The sequence below is a fragment of the Sanguibacter sp. Leaf3 genome (assembly GCF_001425965.1).
Taxonomy (GTDB): domain Bacteria; phylum Actinomycetota; class Actinomycetes; order Actinomycetales; family Cellulomonadaceae; genus Sanguibacter; species Sanguibacter inulinus.
This window is the reverse complement of the sequence record NZ_LMRH01000001.1, coordinates 943,233-958,841: the sequence shown is the minus strand read 5'-3', so window position 1 is coordinate 958,841 and position 15,609 is coordinate 943,233. Positions and strand designations below refer to the sequence as shown.

General features: G+C 71.6%; 14 protein-coding genes. 2 read left to right on the top strand and 12 right to left on the bottom strand.

The window, feature by feature from the left end; genetic code table 11:
* Positions 1-242: 242 nt before the first annotated feature.
* The 9 genes from ASG53_RS04155 to ASG53_RS04115 form a co-directional block, all read right to left on the bottom strand.
* The gene (locus ASG53_RS04155; RefSeq protein WP_156382654.1) at positions 243-1,991 is read right to left on the bottom strand and encodes a succinic semialdehyde dehydrogenase; all 1,749 of its coding nucleotides are present in this window, start codon (positions 1,989-1,991) and stop codon (positions 243-245) included.
* A gap of 107 nt (positions 1,992-2,098) precedes the next feature.
* On the bottom strand, positions 2,099-3,769 hold the full coding sequence (gene ptsP, locus ASG53_RS04150; RefSeq protein WP_056128842.1) for a phosphoenolpyruvate--protein phosphotransferase: 1,671 nt from the start codon (positions 3,767-3,769) through the stop codon (positions 2,099-2,101).
* Positions 3,769-4,041: an HPr family phosphocarrier protein gene (locus ASG53_RS04145; RefSeq protein WP_056128838.1), complete on the bottom strand. Its 273-nt coding sequence runs from the start codon at positions 4,039-4,041 to the stop codon at positions 3,769-3,771. Before ASG53_RS04145 ends, ptsP begins: the two co-directional genes overlap by 1 nt.
* A 126-nt stretch (positions 4,042-4,167) precedes the next feature.
* Positions 4,168-5,685, bottom strand: coding sequence for a PTS fructose transporter subunit IIC (locus ASG53_RS04140; protein ID WP_056128835.1), 1,518 nt, complete (start codon positions 5,683-5,685; stop codon positions 4,168-4,170).
* A complete protein-coding gene (locus ASG53_RS04135) occupies positions 5,682-6,146 on the bottom strand; it encodes a PTS sugar transporter subunit IIA (RefSeq protein WP_056128832.1) in 465 nt (154 codons plus the stop codon). The genes ASG53_RS04140 and ASG53_RS04135 overlap by 4 nt, the downstream gene beginning before the upstream one ends.
* A gap of 1 nt (position 6,147) precedes the next feature.
* Positions 6,148-7,146, bottom strand: a complete 999-nt coding sequence (locus ASG53_RS04130; RefSeq protein ID WP_056128829.1) for a 1-phosphofructokinase family hexose kinase — start codon at positions 7,144-7,146, stop codon at positions 6,148-6,150.
* Positions 7,143-7,904, bottom strand: coding sequence for a DeoR/GlpR family DNA-binding transcription regulator (locus ASG53_RS04125; protein WP_056128826.1), 762 nt, complete (start codon positions 7,902-7,904; stop codon positions 7,143-7,145). Before ASG53_RS04125 ends, ASG53_RS04130 begins: the two co-directional genes overlap by 4 nt.
* A gap of 376 nt (positions 7,905-8,280) precedes the next feature.
* Positions 8,281-8,841, bottom strand: a complete 561-nt coding sequence (locus ASG53_RS04120; RefSeq protein WP_056128823.1) for a GNAT family N-acetyltransferase — start codon at positions 8,839-8,841, stop codon at positions 8,281-8,283.
* Positions 8,842-8,865: 24 nt separating this feature from the next.
* On the bottom strand, positions 8,866-9,990 hold the full coding sequence (locus tag ASG53_RS04115; RefSeq protein ID WP_056128819.1) for a GuaB3 family IMP dehydrogenase-related protein: 1,125 nt from the start codon (positions 9,988-9,990) through the stop codon (positions 8,866-8,868).
* Between the two features lie 106 nt (positions 9,991-10,096).
* Here ASG53_RS04115 and ASG53_RS04110 point away from each other — a divergent pair, with 106 nt between their 5' ends.
* On the top strand, positions 10,097-10,822 hold the full coding sequence (locus ASG53_RS04110) for an exonuclease domain-containing protein (RefSeq protein ID WP_056128816.1): 726 nt from the start codon (positions 10,097-10,099) through the stop codon (positions 10,820-10,822).
* A 21-nt stretch (positions 10,823-10,843) separates the two neighbouring features.
* Here ASG53_RS04110 and ASG53_RS04105 read toward each other — a convergent pair whose 3' ends face one another.
* The 3 genes from ASG53_RS04105 to ASG53_RS20250 form a co-directional block, all read right to left on the bottom strand.
* Positions 10,844-11,731 (bottom strand): RluA family pseudouridine synthase, encoded by an 888-nt coding sequence (locus ASG53_RS04105; protein ID WP_235533820.1) that lies wholly within the window; start codon positions 11,729-11,731, stop codon positions 10,844-10,846.
* Positions 11,732-11,841: 110 nt separating this feature from the next.
* Positions 11,842-13,365, bottom strand: a complete 1,524-nt coding sequence (gene guaB / locus ASG53_RS04100) for an IMP dehydrogenase (protein ID WP_056128814.1) — start codon at positions 13,363-13,365, stop codon at positions 11,842-11,844.
* Between the two features lie 108 nt (positions 13,366-13,473).
* Positions 13,474-14,769, bottom strand: coding sequence for a MerR family transcriptional regulator (locus ASG53_RS20250; RefSeq protein ID WP_082543759.1), 1,296 nt, complete (start codon positions 14,767-14,769; stop codon positions 13,474-13,476).
* A gap of 348 nt (positions 14,770-15,117) precedes the next feature.
* Here ASG53_RS20250 and ASG53_RS04090 point away from each other — a divergent pair, with 348 nt between their 5' ends.
* Positions 15,118-15,423 (top strand): WhiB family transcriptional regulator, encoded by a 306-nt coding sequence (locus tag ASG53_RS04090; RefSeq protein ID WP_012867840.1) that lies wholly within the window; start codon positions 15,118-15,120, stop codon positions 15,421-15,423.
* The last annotated feature ends 186 nt before the right edge of the window (positions 15,424-15,609 follow it).

The window sequence follows — 15,609 nt, the reverse complement described above, 5'->3', positions numbered from 1 at the left end:
CACCTGGGGAGACGTCCGCGCGTGGGACGGGACCTCTTGAGGGGCCGCGCCGGGTCCCTGCGAGCGCCAGGACCCTCTCGTCCCACTTGGTGGACGTCAACTTTCACCCGTCGGAAATCCTCATGGACCCGGGTCGACGGTCGACGCACGGTCGGACGCGGGACCTGAGACTGGTCCACGGGTACGCGCGCGGGCCACAGCCCGACCACCGGCGTCCCGCGACCCCGTCGCCACGTCTGTCCTCAGCGCACCCCGAGCGCGCGCAGCACCCGCAGACCGGTCGTCAGCAGCCGCTGCCCCTGCCCGTCGGGGAGTGCGAAGAGCTCGTCGAGAGATGCCCCGCTCATGACTCCGCGCTGGACCGAGACCGTCTGCGCCTCGGTGTACTGCTCGATGCCCTCACGTCCGTGGCGGCGTCCCTGACCCGAGGCGCCGAAGCCGCCCATCGGCGCCTCGACAGAACCCCAGGCAGCCGCATAGCCGTCGTTGATGTTCACGGTGCCCGCGCGGACGCGCCCCGCGAGCACGCGGGCGCGGCGGGTGTCTGCGCTCCAGATGCTCGCGTTGAGCCCGAACTCCGTCTCGTTCATCACCGCGACGGCCTCGTCGTCGGAGGCGACCCGCACGACGCTGACCACCGGGCCGAAGGTCTCCTCCTGGGCGCAGAGCGCGTGGGGTGGGACGTCGGCGAGCACCGTCGGGGCGTAGAAGAGCGGCCCCACGTCAGTCCTGTGCACTCCCCCGGCGAGGATCCGCGCCCCCCGGGCGAGGGCGTCGTGCACGTGCCCCTCGACCCTCTCGAGCTGAGCAGCCGAGGTGAGCGACCCGACGTCGGCCGTGTAGTCGAGGGCTGCCGACAGGCGCAGGCTCGAGACCCTCTCGAGGAAGAGGTCGAGGAACGCGTCCGCGACGTCCTCGTGGAGCACGAGCCTCTCGATCGACATGCACAGCTGGCCGCTGTTCGAGAAGCACGCCCGCACGGCGCCGAGCGCCGCGACGTCGAGATCGGCATCAGCCGCGACGTAGAGCGGGTTCTTCCCGCCGAGCTCGAGGGTCGCGCCGATGAGCCGCTCCCCCGCGCGACCGGCGATGATCCTCCCTGTCGCCGTCGACCCTGTGAAGGCGATGTGGTCCACCTCCTCGACGAGCGCAGCGCCCACGTCTCCCCCGCCCGCGACGACCTGGAGCACGTCGGCCGGCAGGCCGCACTCTTCGAGGGCAGCGGCAGCCCACAGCGCTGTGAGCGTGGTCTGCGGGTCGGGCTTGAGGACGACGGCGTTGCCCGCCACGAGCGCGGGCAGCACGTCGGCCAGGGCGAGGGTCAACGGATAGTTCCAGGGCGAGATCACCCCGACGACGCCGACGGGGATCCGGGCGACAGTCGTCCGGGTGAGGACAGGGAGCATCCCGCGGACCGTGCGCGGCGCGAGGTACGCACCAGCCCGGCGACCGTAGTGCCGCGAGACCTGGGCGACGTCGGCGACCTCCTCGAAGGCGCTCCCCCGGGACTTGCCGGACTCGTGCTGGACGAGGTCCAAGACCTCCGACTGCCGGTCGAGCACGAGGTCGTGCAGACGGAGCAGGACGGCGGCACGCTCGCGGACGTCTGTCGCTGCCCAGGCTGGCTGGGCGTCCCGCGCCCTGTCGACTGCTCGGGTCACGTCGTCGGGGCCGGACAGCGGGAGGTCGACGAGCACGTGCCCCGTCGCAGGGGCGACGACGCGGCGGGTGCCGGCCTCGTGGGTGGTGGCGACGCGGGCGAGCAGCGGGGCGAGGTCCTCGGGCTCGAGCAGGTAGGTCGCGCTCGCGTCGACCTCGGGGTCGAGCGGGCCCTCGCCGCCACCCGTGTGCTGGTCGCGCGAGCCCGGGGTGTGCTGGCCGCGCGAGACCGGCACGCCGTCTTCACGCCACTGCTCGTGGGCGCCTGGCCCGCCCTCTCCGTGCTGCTGCTCAGGACCGGGGACGGCGTCTGCACCAGGATCGTTCGGCATGGACCGAGCCTACGCCGCAGGAGGTGCGGGAGAGGAGGAAGCACCTGAGCTCCGAGACGACGCTGCCCCGCACCCCTCGTGGGGTGCGGGGCAGGTCTGCCCGTCTGTCAGGCGCCGAGGAGCGCCGCGACCTCAGGTGAGAGGGCCGCGACAGCAGCCGCGCGAGCATCCGTGGCCGAGCGGGCACCGAGCGCCGCGGCAGCGACGGCGCGGGCCTGCTCCTGCGTGTGCCTGGACACCGCGAAGCGGACCGCGGGCACAGACCCCGAGGACATCGACAGGGACGTCACGCCGAGCCCGACGAGCACGACAGCCATGACGGGGTCACCGGCGGACTCGCCGCAGACCCCGGCGGGCTTCCCGGCCTGCTGGCCGGCCCGTGCCGTCGCGGCCACGAGGTCGAGGACGGCCGGCTGCCACATCGAGATGAGGTCGCTCAGCTCGCCGCGCAGGCGGTCCGAGGCCATGACGTACTGGGCGAGGTCGTTCGTGCCCATCGAGACGAAGTCCACCTCGGCGAGGATCGCCTCCGCCCGCAGGGCGGCGGCGGGGACCTCGACCATGACACCGACGGTCGTCAGGCCGTGGGCACGTGCCGAGGCAGCGAAGTCGCGCGCCTCGTCGGGGGTCGAGATCATCGGGGCCATCACCCACGGCTCGATCCCGGTCTCGCGCTGCGCGTCGGCGAGGGCCGCGAGCTGCGTCTCGAGCAGCTCAGGAGCCGTGCGGACGAGCCTGTAGCCACGGACACCGAGGGCAGGGTTCTCCTCGTCGGGCTGCGTCGCGAAGGCGAGCGGCTTGTCGGCGCCCGCGTCGAGCGTCCGGACGACGACCTTGCGTCCGCCGAGGCTCCGCAAGACCTCTGCGTAGACGGCGGCCTGCTCTTCGCGGGTCGGCTCAGTGGTCCGCTCGAGGAAGAGCACCTCGGTGCGGAACAGTCCGACACCCTCGACCGCCGTGCCGGCGGCACGCTCGGCGTCGGCCGCCGTGCCGATGTTGGCGAGCAGACCGACGGGGACGCCGTCGGCCGTGGCACCCGCAGAGGTGTCCTCGGCGAGCTGCGCGGCGAGGCGCGCGCGCTCGGCGAAGGCCTCGGCGACCTCCGGGCCTGGGTCGACCTCGACGGTCCCCGACGCGGCGTCCACGGCCACGACGGTCCCGGGCTCGAGGTCGAGCGCCCCGGTCACGCGGACGACGCAGGGGATGCTGCGCTGCCCCGCGATGATCGCGGTGTGGCTCGTGGTGCCGCCCTGCTCGGTGACGATCGCGACGACGTGGCGCAGGTCGAGAGCGGCGGTGTCGGCCGGTGCGAGGTCTTCGGCGACGACGACCGCAGGACCTGTCAGCTGCGGGACGCCAGGGACGGGCACACCGAGGAGGTGCGCCGCGACCCTGTCACGGACGCTGCGCAGGTCGGTGACCCGCTCGAGCAGCATCCCGCCGGCGGCCGTGAACATGTCGACGAAGGTCTTCACTACGGCGTCGAGGGCTGCGACGGGCGGCTCGCCGTCGGCGATCCGGGCCAGCACCTTCGTGCGCAGCGCACGGTCCTGAGCCATCTGGGCCGTGGCCTGGAGGACGGCGACAGCCGCCCCCTCGGCACCGTCGGCCTGAGCACGCAGCGCAGCCGCGACGTCGTCGAAGGCCGCTGTGGCCCGCGCGGCTGTGGCCTCGCGGTCAGCCGGGGCCTGCTCGTCCGTGGGAGCGACCGGTGCCGGGCTGACCCGGACGACAGGTCCGATCCCGGCACCCCGGCCGACGCCCGCACCGGTGAGCATCAGTGCTCCTCGTCCAGGTCCGTCGCGAGCAGCGTGACGAGCTCGTCGAGGATCCTGTCGGCGTCCTCGCCCTCGGCTGCGAGGGTCACCTCGTCGCCGTGCGGGACACCGAGCGACATGACGAGCAGGATGCTCGCCGCGTCGACGGGCTCGCCCTCGCCGTGCGCGATGGTCACGTCGAGGCCGCTGTCGGCCGCAGCCTGGGTGAACAGGGACGCGGGACGGGCGTGCAGGCCGGATCGCGAGGCGACGGCCACGGTACGTGCGGGCATTGTTCTCTCCTTCGAGGGCCGTGGTCCGCACCGCTGCGAGCGGTGCGGACCCTGGCGGGTGGTGGTCTGCGCCGAGGTGCGGCGCAGACCGGGACGGGCGTGCGTGGGTCGGTCCGACCCGCCCGGTCAGGCTGTGGGCTGCGCCGCGGTGCTGGGGGCGCTGGCCGCGGCGGCGGCGTCTGCCGCCTGCTCGGCCTCGAGGGCCGGGTTGGAGCCCAGTCCCTTGAAGATGATCACCAGGACCGCAGAGATCACCGTGCCGATCGCGACGGCCAGCAGGAACAGCAGCCAGTTGTCGACGAGCGGGAGGACCCAGACGCCACCGTGCGGGGCACGCTGCGAGGCGTCGAAGGCCATGATGAGCCCGCCGGTCACGCTCGAGCCGACGACCGAGGCACCGAGCACGCGGAGCGGGTCGGCAGCCGCGAACGGGATGGCACCCTCGGAGATGAACGAGAGACCGAGCAGCCAGGCTGCCTTGCCGTTCTCGCGCTCGGCCCTGGTGAACAGGCGCTTGCGGACCGTCGTGGCCAGGGCCATCGCGAGCGGGGCGACCATCCCGGCACCCATGACCGTGGCCATGACGCGGAACTGCGTGGCGCCGTCCGTGAGGCCGGCTGTCGAGAGCCCCGTGACGGCGAAGGTGTAGGCCACCTTGTTGACCGGACCACCGAGGTCGATGCCCATCATCGCGCCCAGGATCAGGCCGAGGAGGATGAGGTTGGAGCCGCTCAGGCCGCTGAGCCAGTCGGACAGCCCGTCCATGAGTGCGGCGAGCGGACGCCCGAGCACCACGAACATCAGCAGGCCTGTGACGAAGGTCGACAGCAGCGGGATCACCACGACGGGCATGATGCCGCGGACCCCCTTGGGGACCTTCCAGCGGCTGATCCACAGCGCGAGGAACCCGGCGACGAAGCCGGAGACCAGACCACCGAGGAAACCGGCGCCGACGGCGACGGAGATCGAGCCACCGACGAAGCCGGGCACGAGTCCGGGCCTGTCGGCGATCGCGAAGGCGATGAACCCGGAGAGCACAGCCACGAGGAACCCGAAGGCGACACCGCCGGTGAGGTTCATCAGCGCGGCCCAGCTGGTCTTCGACAGCACGTCGAAGTTGTTGATGACCTCGTCGGCCTTCACGTTCACGATCTCGTAGCCGCCGATCATGAAGCTCAGCGCGATGAGGATGCCACCTGCGGCGACGAACGGGATCATGTACGAGACGCCGGTCATGAGGTACTGGCGGACGCGCGTCCCCACGCTCGAGCTGCGGTCGATCGTCGTCGCGGGGTCCTTCGACCCGCCACCGGCTGTCGCGGCGGGCGTCGAGACACCGGCCTCGACGGCGGCGATCGCCTGGTTGAGGACACCTGGGGCGTCGTGGACGGCCTTCTTGACGCCGACGTCGATCGTCGGCTTGCCCGCGAATCGCTCCTTGTCGCGGACCTCGAGGTCTGCGGCGAAGATGACGCCGTCAGCGGCCTCGATGATCGCGGGGTCGAGGGGCGTCGAGCCGGCCGAGCCCTGGGTCTCGACCTGGACCTCGTGCCCGGCGGCCTTGCCAGCCTGCTCGAGCGCCTCTGCTGCCATGTAGGTGTGCGCGATGCCCGTGGGGCACGACGTCACGGCGACGAACTTCATGAGGGGTTGACCTCTCGGGTGACGATCTCGGCGACGGTCGCGGCGTCGGGGGCCTCGCGCAGGGAGGTGCGGAAGGACTCGTGGACGAGACGGCGGGCGAGCGACGCGAGGATCTTGAGGTGGTCGCTGTCGCCGCTGGCCGGCGCCGCGATGAGGAAGATCAGCGTCGCGGGGCCGTCCGGGGCACCGAAGTCGACACCGGCGGGCACACGGGCGACGGCGAGCGTCGGGACCGTGACGTGCTCGGAGCGGGCGTGCGGCAGACCGACGCCTCCGGGCATGCCCGTCGCCATCTGCGCCTCGCGGGCACGGACGTCGGCGTGGAAGCCGTCGGCGTCCGTCACGCGGCCAGCGGCTGCGAGCAGGTCGATGAGGACACGGGTGGCCTCGTCACGGTCGGCTGCGACGACGTCGAGGGCGACGAGGTCGGCGGTGATCAGGGGGGTGAGGGAAGTGCTCACTTCACAGCTCCTTCAGTGCGATGTGGCGGGATGGGTCGGTGAGGGTCTCGACGTCGTCGAGGTGGATGTCGTGGGGTGCAGGGACTGCAGAGCCTGGGAGGAGGACCGCGGCGCGGCCCCATGCGACGGCGCGGCGCAACGCGTCCGCCGAGATCTCGGGGTCGACCGAGGCCGGTCCGTGGGGTGCGTCGACGAGGGCGCTGAGGAAGCCGGCGAGGGTCACGTCGCCCGCGCCCACCGTCGAGGCCGGGACGAGGGCCGGGCCACCGGCCCAGAGCACGCTGCCGGGTGCGACGAGCAGCGCGCCGTGCGCCCCGAGGGACACCAGGACGGCGGTGACGCCGGACTCCATCACCTGGTGCGCAGCGTCGACGACGGCCCCGACAGTGGTCAGCGGACGGCCGACGAGCTCAGCGAGCTCGTCTTCGTTCGGCTTGACGAGCGTCAGACCGCCTGCAGCGACCGCCGCACGGAGCGGTGCGCCCGAGGTGTCGAGGACCGTGGGGACCCCTGAGCGTGCCGCGACCTGCGCGACCCTGACGTAGAAGTCGTCACCTGCACCAGCCGGCAGGCTGCCCGCGCCGACGACCAGGACGTGCTCCCCGGCGTCGACCGCGAGCCGGACCTCGTCCGCGAGGGCGTCGAGGAGGGCCTGGACGGCAGCCTCCGTCATGGGGGCGCCCGGCGCGTTGATCTTGGTCGTCGAACCACGGCCGTCGACCACGGTGATGTTGCTGCGGGTGTCGGTCCCGGTCTCGACAGGGCGGGCCACGACTCCCCCGTCGCGGAGCTCGGCGACCAGGCGGGCGCCGTCAGAGCCTCCCGACGGGAAGATCGCGACCGAGGAGAACCCGTCGGCCGACAGGGCACGGGTGACGTTGATGCCCTTGCCCCCGGCGTCGACCCGCGTCGCGTGCGCGCGGTTCACCTCGCCAGGCTCGAGGACCTGGACCTCGAGGGTCCGGTCCAGGCTCGGGTTGGGGGTGATCGTGATGATCATGCTTGCACCACCGTGAGGTCGACCGACTCGAGCTCCGCCGCGAGGTCCGCGTCGATCCCTGAGTCGGTGATGAAGAGGTCGACGTCGTCGAGACCGACGATCCGGGCGAAGTCTGAGCGTCCGACCTTCGTGTGGTCGGCGAGCAGCACGACCCGCCGCGCCGCCCGGGCGAGCGCCCGCTTGACCGCGGCCTCGCCGAGGTCGGGTGTGGTCGCGCCGTGGTCGGGGGTGATGCCGTTGGCACCGAGGAAGACGATGTCGGCGTGGATGTCGGCGAGGGCCCGCTCGGCCCAGGGACCGACCGAGGCGAGCGTCCGGCCGCGGACCGCACCGCCGACGAAGTGCACGGTGACCGTCGGGCGCTCGGCGAGCAGCGCGGCGATCGGCAGCGAGTTCGTGACCACCTGGAGCTCGCGGTCCGTCGGGAGGATCTCAGCCAGGCGCAGGGTCGTGGTGCCGGCATCGAGGACGATCGTCCCCGCGTCCGGGATCTCACGCAGCGCCGCGGCGGCGATGCGGCGCTTCTCGTCGGAGAGCATGCCCTCACGGACGGCGACGGCAGGCTCCGACCGCAGACGCTCGACGGGGATCGCACCCCCGTGGACCCTGCGCACCAGACCGTGGCGCTCGAGCACCGACAGGTCGCGCCGGATGGTCTCGGGGGTGACGTCGAAGGTCCGGGCCAGGCCTGCGACCTCTGCGCGCCCCTCGGCGCGTGCAGTCGCCAGGATCGCCTGGTGTCTCTCGGGTGCGTACACGTCAACTCCATCGTCGCTCGCGTCGCCGACGACGCGGATATCTGTATTCACTTGTATACGCCCGTTTATGTTGGAGTGCAAGCCTCGATGTGTGTGTGCTGGTCAGGCGCGCGCGCTGCGCGGCACGCGAAGGCCCCGTAATAGCTGTGCGGAGGACGGAAGACCCAGGACACGGCAGTGCGCGGCCTGGATCCAGACACAATCGGACATGAGGTGTCGGTGCCGGTCGTGCGTGCGTGCGGGCGCCGTGGCCAGCCCTGCGCGATGATCCACCGGGCGCGGTCGCAGGTCGTCAGAGCCCAGAGGGAGGGAACGCGGCTGCGGGCGCGGCGATCAGCTGGGCTCGAGAACTGAGGGTCTGGAGGACTGGGCCCGCTCAGTCGGTCCGGCGGCCCAGCACGACGCAGGACTGGTCGGTGTAGCCGAGCGCGGCGTAGAAGCCGAGCACGGCGGTGTTGGTCGTGCGGACCATGAGCTGCACCTTGGGTGCCCCCTGGGAGACGAGCCACGCCTCGGCCGCGACCATGAGCGCCCGACCGAGACCGGTCCCGCGCTGCGCCTCGTCGACCGCGAGGTAGTACACCCATCCCCGGTGCCCGTCGTAGCCGACCATCACGGTCCCGACCAGCGAGCTGTTGGGCAGAGCACTGTCGGGTACAGCGCCGTCGGGTACAGCGCCGTCGGGCAGAGTTCCGTCGGGCAGAGTTCCGTCGAGCAGAGTTCCGTCGAGCAGAGCGACGTCGTGCAGGCGCGCCCCGAGCACAGTCGACGTCGGGGTCTCGAGCGCAGACCGCAGGTCGGCCGCAGGGTCGTTCCAGGGGCGGGTGAGCCCTGCTGCCTCCCACAACGCCACGACGGCACGTTCGTCGTCCCAGGTCACCGGGGAGATGGTGGTCTCCTGGGTGGCAGGGGCGGCGGACGTGCCGTCGTGGGTCATCGAGAGTCTCGGGTCAGGCGCGGGTCAGCGCGGCTGGTAGGGCGAGACCACGACCTCGACCCGCTGGAACTCCTTGAGGTCGGAGTACCCGGTCGTAGCCATGGCGCGCTTGAGCGCACCGACGAGGTTGAGCGTGCCGTCGGCCTGGCGGCCCGGGCCGAAGAGGATCTCGGCGAGCGACCCGGCGGTGCCGACGCTCACCCGCTCTCCACGGGGGAGCTCGGGGTGGTGCGCCTCGGAGCCCCAGTGCCAGCCCTGGCCCGGCGCCTCCTCGGCCCGCGCGAGCGCGGCACCGACCATCACGGCGTCAGCACCGCAGGCGACGGCCTTGACGAGGTCCCCGGCGCGTCCCACACCACCGTCGGCGATCACGTGGACGTAGCGGCCCCCGGACTCGTCGAGGTAGTCGCGGCGCGCAGCGGCCACGTCGGCCACGGCTGTGGCCATCGGGGCGTGGATGCCGAGCGAGACGCGGGTGGTGTGCGCAGCGCCGCCGCCGAAGCCGACGAGGACGCCGGCCGCACCGGTCCGCATGAGGTGCAGCGCCGCGGTGTAGGTCGAGGCACCGCCGACGATCACGGGGACGTCGAGCTCGTAGATGAAGCGCTTGAGGTTGAGCGGCTCGGCGTTGCCCGAGACGTGCTCGGCCGACACCGTCGTGCCACGGATGACGAAGAGGTCGACACCCGCGTCGATCACAGTCTGGTAGAACTCCTGGGTCCGCTGCGGCGAGAGCGCACCGGCGACGGTGACGCCCGCGGCGCGGATCTCCTTGAGACGCTGCGTGATGAGCTCGGGCTGGATCGGCGCGGAGTAGATCTCCTGCATGCGCCGGGTCGCCTGGGTCGGCTCGAGCTGCGCGATCTCGGAGAGCAGCGCTGTCGGGTCCTCGTAGCGCGTCCACAGACCTTCGAGGTCCAGGACACCGAGGCCCCCGTGCTGCCCGAGCGCGACGGCCGTCGCGGGGCTCATCACCGAGTCCATCGGTGCAGCCACGATCGGCAGGTCGAAGTGGTACGCGTCGATCTGCCACCCGACAGACACGTCTTCTGGGTCGCGCGTACGGCGTGACGGCACCACCGCGATGTCGTCGAAGGAGAAGGCGCGCCGTCCGCGCTTGCCTCGGCCGATCTCGATCTCGTTGCTCACCCGACCAGGTTACCGTCCCGAGACGCCTGGACCGCGCGGCGGTCCACGTCCGTGTCGGTGGCGGCTGGGATGCTGGCCGCACACGACGACCTCGAGGAGACACCCCATGACCTGGACCGCAGGCCCCCTGCTCGGATTCGACACCGAGACGACGGGTGTCGACGTGAGCCAGGACCGGATCGTCTCCGCGGCCCTCGTGCGCCGCGACTCCGTGACGACCGACGTCCGCACCTGGCTGCTCGACCCGGGTGTGCCGATCCCGCCGGAGGCCTCAGCCATCCACGGCATCACCACGGAGGTCGCCCGGGCGGAGGGCCAAGACCCTGCAGGCGCGATCGACGAGATCGCGAAAGAGCTCGCCGGGGCGCTCTCGAGCGGCATCCCCGTGGTCGCCTTCAACGCGACCTTCGACCTGTGCATCCTGCAGGCCGAGCTCGACCGCTACGGCCTGCCGAGCCTCGAAGACCGGATCGACGGGCAGGTGGCCCCGGTCATCGACCCGCTCGTCCTCGACAGGGCTCTCGACCGCTACCGCCGCGGGCCACGCAAGCTCGTCGACCTCTGCGGGGTGTACGCGGTCGTCGGTGACGGCGAGCTGCACACGGCCGACGTCGACGTCATCGCGACCCTCGACGTGCTCCACGCGATGCTCGCGCGCTACCCCGAGCTCGCCGAGCGCGAGCTCGACGCCCTGCACCTGTACCAGGCCGACGAGCACCGTCGGTGGGCGGAGAGCTTCAACTCCTGGCGTGAGCGCAAGGGGCTCACGGGCCCGGGGGCCGAGCTCACCTGGCTGCGAGACCACCGCCAGACTGGGCAGCGCACGCTCTGAGAGGACCAGGGGCTCCGGGGCTCACCCGGTCGACACCTCCGACGCCACCGATGTCACGGACGGCACCGACGCCTCCGACGGCTCGGACGCCTCGGCCCACACCTCGAGGCTCCGCCGGCTCGTGAAGCTGCGCGGCGCACCGCTCAGCGGGTCCGTGAACTCGATAGACCGTGCCAGCAGCTGGAGCGGGGCCGAGTAGTCGTCGGGGGCCACGTCGTAGAACTCCGGGTAGAAGTTGTCGTTGACGATCGGCAGCCCGAGCGAGGCCATGTGCAGCCGCAGCTGGTGGGTCTTTCCCGTGTGCGGCTCGAGGACGTAGCGCCCCAGCATCTCGCCGCCGTCCCGGGCGACTGTGTCGACGAGGGTCACGCGGCTCTCGGCGTTCGGCTCCCCCGGGACCTCCTGGGCGACGAGGGTCCCGTGCTCCTTGACGATCCTGCTGCGCACCGTGCAGGGCAGGTCGAGCGCGGGGTCGACGGGGGCGACGGCCTCATAGGTCTTGCGGATCGTCCGGCTCGCGAAGAGCTGCTGGTATGCGCCGCGGACCTCGCGACGCGTGGTCAGCACGAGCACGCCCGCCGTGATCCTGTCGAGCCTGTGCGCAGGGCTGATCTCGGGCAGGCCGAGGTCCCGGCGCAGCCGCACGACGGCCGACTCGACCACGTACGCCCCGCGGGGCGTGCTGGCCAAGAAGTGCGGCTTGTCGATCACGAGGAGGTCGTCGTCGTGGTGCAGCACGTCGATCTCGAAGGGCACCCGGGGCTCGGGCGCGGCGTCCCTGTAGAGGTACACGAGCGTCCCGGCGACGTACGGGGCGTCCGGGCCGAGCGGGCGCCCGATCTCGTCGACGACCTCCCCCGCCGCGACCTTCTCGCGCATCCGGGCCTCGTCGTGGGGGAACCTCGCCACGAGGTGCTCCACCACGGTCGCCGCGTCAGCGCCGTGCGGCAGCTGGAGGCGGACAGGGTTGAGGCCGTCCCGGACCGGAAGCGGTACGGGACGGCCTCGACGAGACCTGCTCAGCGGCCCGTGTAGTTCGGGGCCTCGACGGTCATCTGGATGTCGTGAGGGTGCGACTCCTTCAGACCGGCCGGGGTGATGCGGACGAAGTTGCCACGCTCCTGCAGCTGCGGGATCGTGTGCGCACCGACGTAGAACATCGACTGGTGCAGACCGCCGACGAGCTGGTGCGCGACGGCACCGAGCGGGCCGCGGTACGGCACCTGGCCCTCGATGCCCTCGGGCACGATCTTGTCGTCGCTGGCCACGTCCGCCTGGAAGTACCGGTCCTTGGAGTACGAGGCCTTCTTGCCGCGCGAGGCCATCGCACCGATCGAGCCCATGCCGCGGTACAGCTTGTACTGCTTGCCGTTGACGAAGACGAGGTCCCCCGGGCTCTCGTCGCAGCCGGCGAGGAGCGAGCCGAGCATGACGGTGTCGGCCCCGGCGACGAGAGCCTTCGCGATGTCGCCCGAGTACTGCAGGCCACCGTCGCCGATGACCGGGACGCCGGCCGGCTTGCAGGCGAGCGACGCCTCGTAGATCGCGGTGATCTGCGGGACGCCGACCCCGGCGACCACGCGGGTGGTGCAGATCGAGCCCGGTCCGACCCCGACCTTGACGGCGTCGACGCCCGCGTCGACGAGGGCCTGCGCGCCAGCACGGGTCGCGACGTTGCCGCCGATGATCTGGACGTCCTTGAAGAACGGGTCTGCCTTGAGCTTGCGGATCATGTCGAGCAGCAGGCGCGCGTGCCCGTTCGCGGTGTCGGCGACGAGCACGTCGACACCAGCCTCGGCGAGAGTCGTCGCGCGCTCCCACGCGTCTCCGAAGAACCCGATCGCGGCACCCACGACGAGGCGACCCTCGCCGTCCTTGGTCGCGTCGGGATACTGCTCGGACTTGACGAAGTCCTTGACCGTGATGAGGCCCTGGAGGCGACCGGCGTCGTCGACCAGGGGGAGCTTCTCGATGCGGTGCGTGCCGAGCAGCGCCGCGGCGTCGTCGCGCGAGATGCCGACAGGGCCGGTGATGAGCGGCATCTTGGTCATGACCTCGTGGACCTTGCGGTGCGCGAAGTCGCCCGGGGAGACGAACCGCAGGTCGCGGTTGGTGATGATGCCGACGAGCAGGCCGTCGGGGTCGACGACCGGCAGGCCGGAGACGCGGTACTGGCCGCACAGGGCGTCGAGCTCGGCGAGCGTCGCGTCGGGGTGCACGGTCACCGGGTCGGTGATCATCCCGGACTCGGAGCGCTTGACCAGGTCGACCTCTTTGGCCTGCGCCTCGATCGAGAGGTTGCGGTGGATGATGCCGATGCCGCCCTGGCGCGCCATGGCGATGGCCATGCGCGACTCGGTGACGGTGTCCATCGCTGCGGAGAGCATCGGGATCGACACCGAGATCTCTCGCGTCAGCCGCGCGGTCGTGTCGACCTGGCTGGGGATGACGTCTGTCTCTCCGGGGAGGAGGAGCACGTCGTCGTAGGTGAGTCCGATGAATCCGAAGGGGTCGTGGGGCTGCGCGCTGCTCGACGAGTTCATGTCAGGAGTCTACGCACCGCCGACGGAGCACCCGGTGTCTGTCCGCTCACAGGACCGGTCCTGCCATCGCGCTCCCCCGGCACCCTCACGCCGGCGCCCAGGGCGACGTCAGACCGCGACGGCGAGGACCTCGTGGAGCAGACCCTGGAAGCTGCGGACCCTGCTGACGAACCGCGACTGCGGGAGGTCGGCAGCCGCGTCGTCGCTGCTCAGGCCGACGAACACCGAGAGCTCGGGGTGGGTCTCGTGCAGGGCGTGTACGATCCCGAGCTCGGGGCGCGAGAGCGAGGTGACCAGGACCGTGGCGACGGGTCGCACCATGGTCACGAGCTCGAGGGCCCGGTGCGCGTTCGCAGGTCCGGTGACGATCCGGGCCGTCACGCCCTGCGAGACGAGGGCCGCAGCGAGGGCGTGCATCGCGAGCGGCTGCGCGTCGTCGGCCGCGGCGAAGAGCAGCACGATCTTCTTCATCTGGCTGGGGTGGGGCGACCTGACCCCGGTCTCCTGCGCGGTCTTCTCCTCGCGGGCCCGGATGAAGTCCGCGATCACCTTGAGGGTCGCCGAGGCGAGCAGCATCTCGGGCGCCTCGCCGGGCTTGGCCAGGACGGTCCGGGCTGCGAGCTTGCGCAGGGTCGGCTCGACCAGCGTCAGCCACCACTGGGCAGGGTCTTCGTCGACGTCGAGCGCGAGCAGGCGCTCCGTCGCGGCGACGTTGCCGCGCAGGACCGCGTCGATGACGTCGATCGAGGTGACGGTCGAGTCGACCGGGGCCGCCAGGCGCAGGGCTGGGCGCTGCTGGCCGGGGTCGGTGTCGGGGGCCTCGGGCTCGGCGCCGCGGAGAGAGCGGGGACCTGTCGGGAGGGAGGACACCTGCGCCGCTGCAGCACCGGCCGAGGTGTCGGCGTCGCCCTCGACCGTGGGGCGGGGCGCGAGGGAACCCTCACCCTGGGAGTCTCCGTCGAGACCGACGAGGCGTCGCGGTGCCTCAGCGAGCGGGAGATCGCCGCGGCGACCGTGGCGCTGGCTCTCCTCGTCGACGTGGGCGATGGTCTCGCGCAGCTCGTCCTCGAGCTGTTCGCTGCTGGTGGTCGTGAGGTCGACGGCCAGTGCTGCCCGCGCGGCGTCGACGGGGGCGACGCCCTCGAGCGCGAGCCTGCGCATGACCATGAGCCGGGCGACGTCGTCGCTCGAGTACCGGCGGTGGGCGCCTGCGGAGTGCTCCGAGGGGCCCAGGCCGTAGCGACGGTCCCAGGTGCGCAACGTCGCCGGAGCCACCCCGAGCCTGCGTGCCACGGCTGCCACGGCGAGGCCGGGTTCGTTGACCTGGTCCGTGATCTCGTCGGGCGTCGTGCCGTCGGCAGGGTCGCCGCCGGTCGCTCCCTGTGCCGGTCGACCTGTGCTCATGAGTCGATTGTGCCGAGATCTGAGAGGTCGTGCCACCTGGCACCCCTCCGCGAGACGCCTGAAGTTGTTCGCTAGTTGTTCATCTCACGTCGAGCCGCGTGGACCGGGGACCTGCAGAGACGCCGAGGATGGCGGGTTTCCGCAGTTCCCAGAGCGGCTCGTCAGTGGTACTAGACCAGAACATGGGCAACGGATGGCACGGTGAATCGTTTCTCATCCGGTCAGCGACTTGAACAACTGCTGGATCGGTTCTAAGTTAGTCACAGATCACCCGGGACCGAGGTCCTGGGCAGATGCACCGACCGGGGTCTATCGCCCCTCATCGACACTCAGAAGGACGGTACGACCATGACTGAGCTCTCTCGCCTCCCCGGCCCCGTGATGGACCTCTGGGAGTGGCAGTACCAGGGTTCGTGCCGCGACGTCGACGACACGCTGTTCTTCCACCCGGAGGGCGAGCGCGGCGCCGCACGCCGCCGCCGCGCCGAGGCCGCCAAGGCCATCTGCCACGGGTGCCCGGTCATGATGGAGTGCCGCGAGGCCTCGCTCCGAGTCCGTGAGCCCTACGGCGTCTGGGGCGGCCTCAGCGAAGACGAGCGCACAGCCGCGCTCGCCGCGATGCCCGCCTCGACCACCACACGCCGGGTCGGCTGACCCGAGCAGACCTCCAGCTCACGCTGAGTCGGTCAGCGCGAGCACCCAGAGCTCAGGCGTTCCCGAAGGGCCCCACGACTGCGGTCGTGGGGCCCTTCACGTCGTGGGGTCTTTCTGGTCGTCGGGCCCGACTCTCGTCGTCCGGCCCTCTCCAGGTCGCTGAAGCCGGGGCCCGTCCCGGCATGC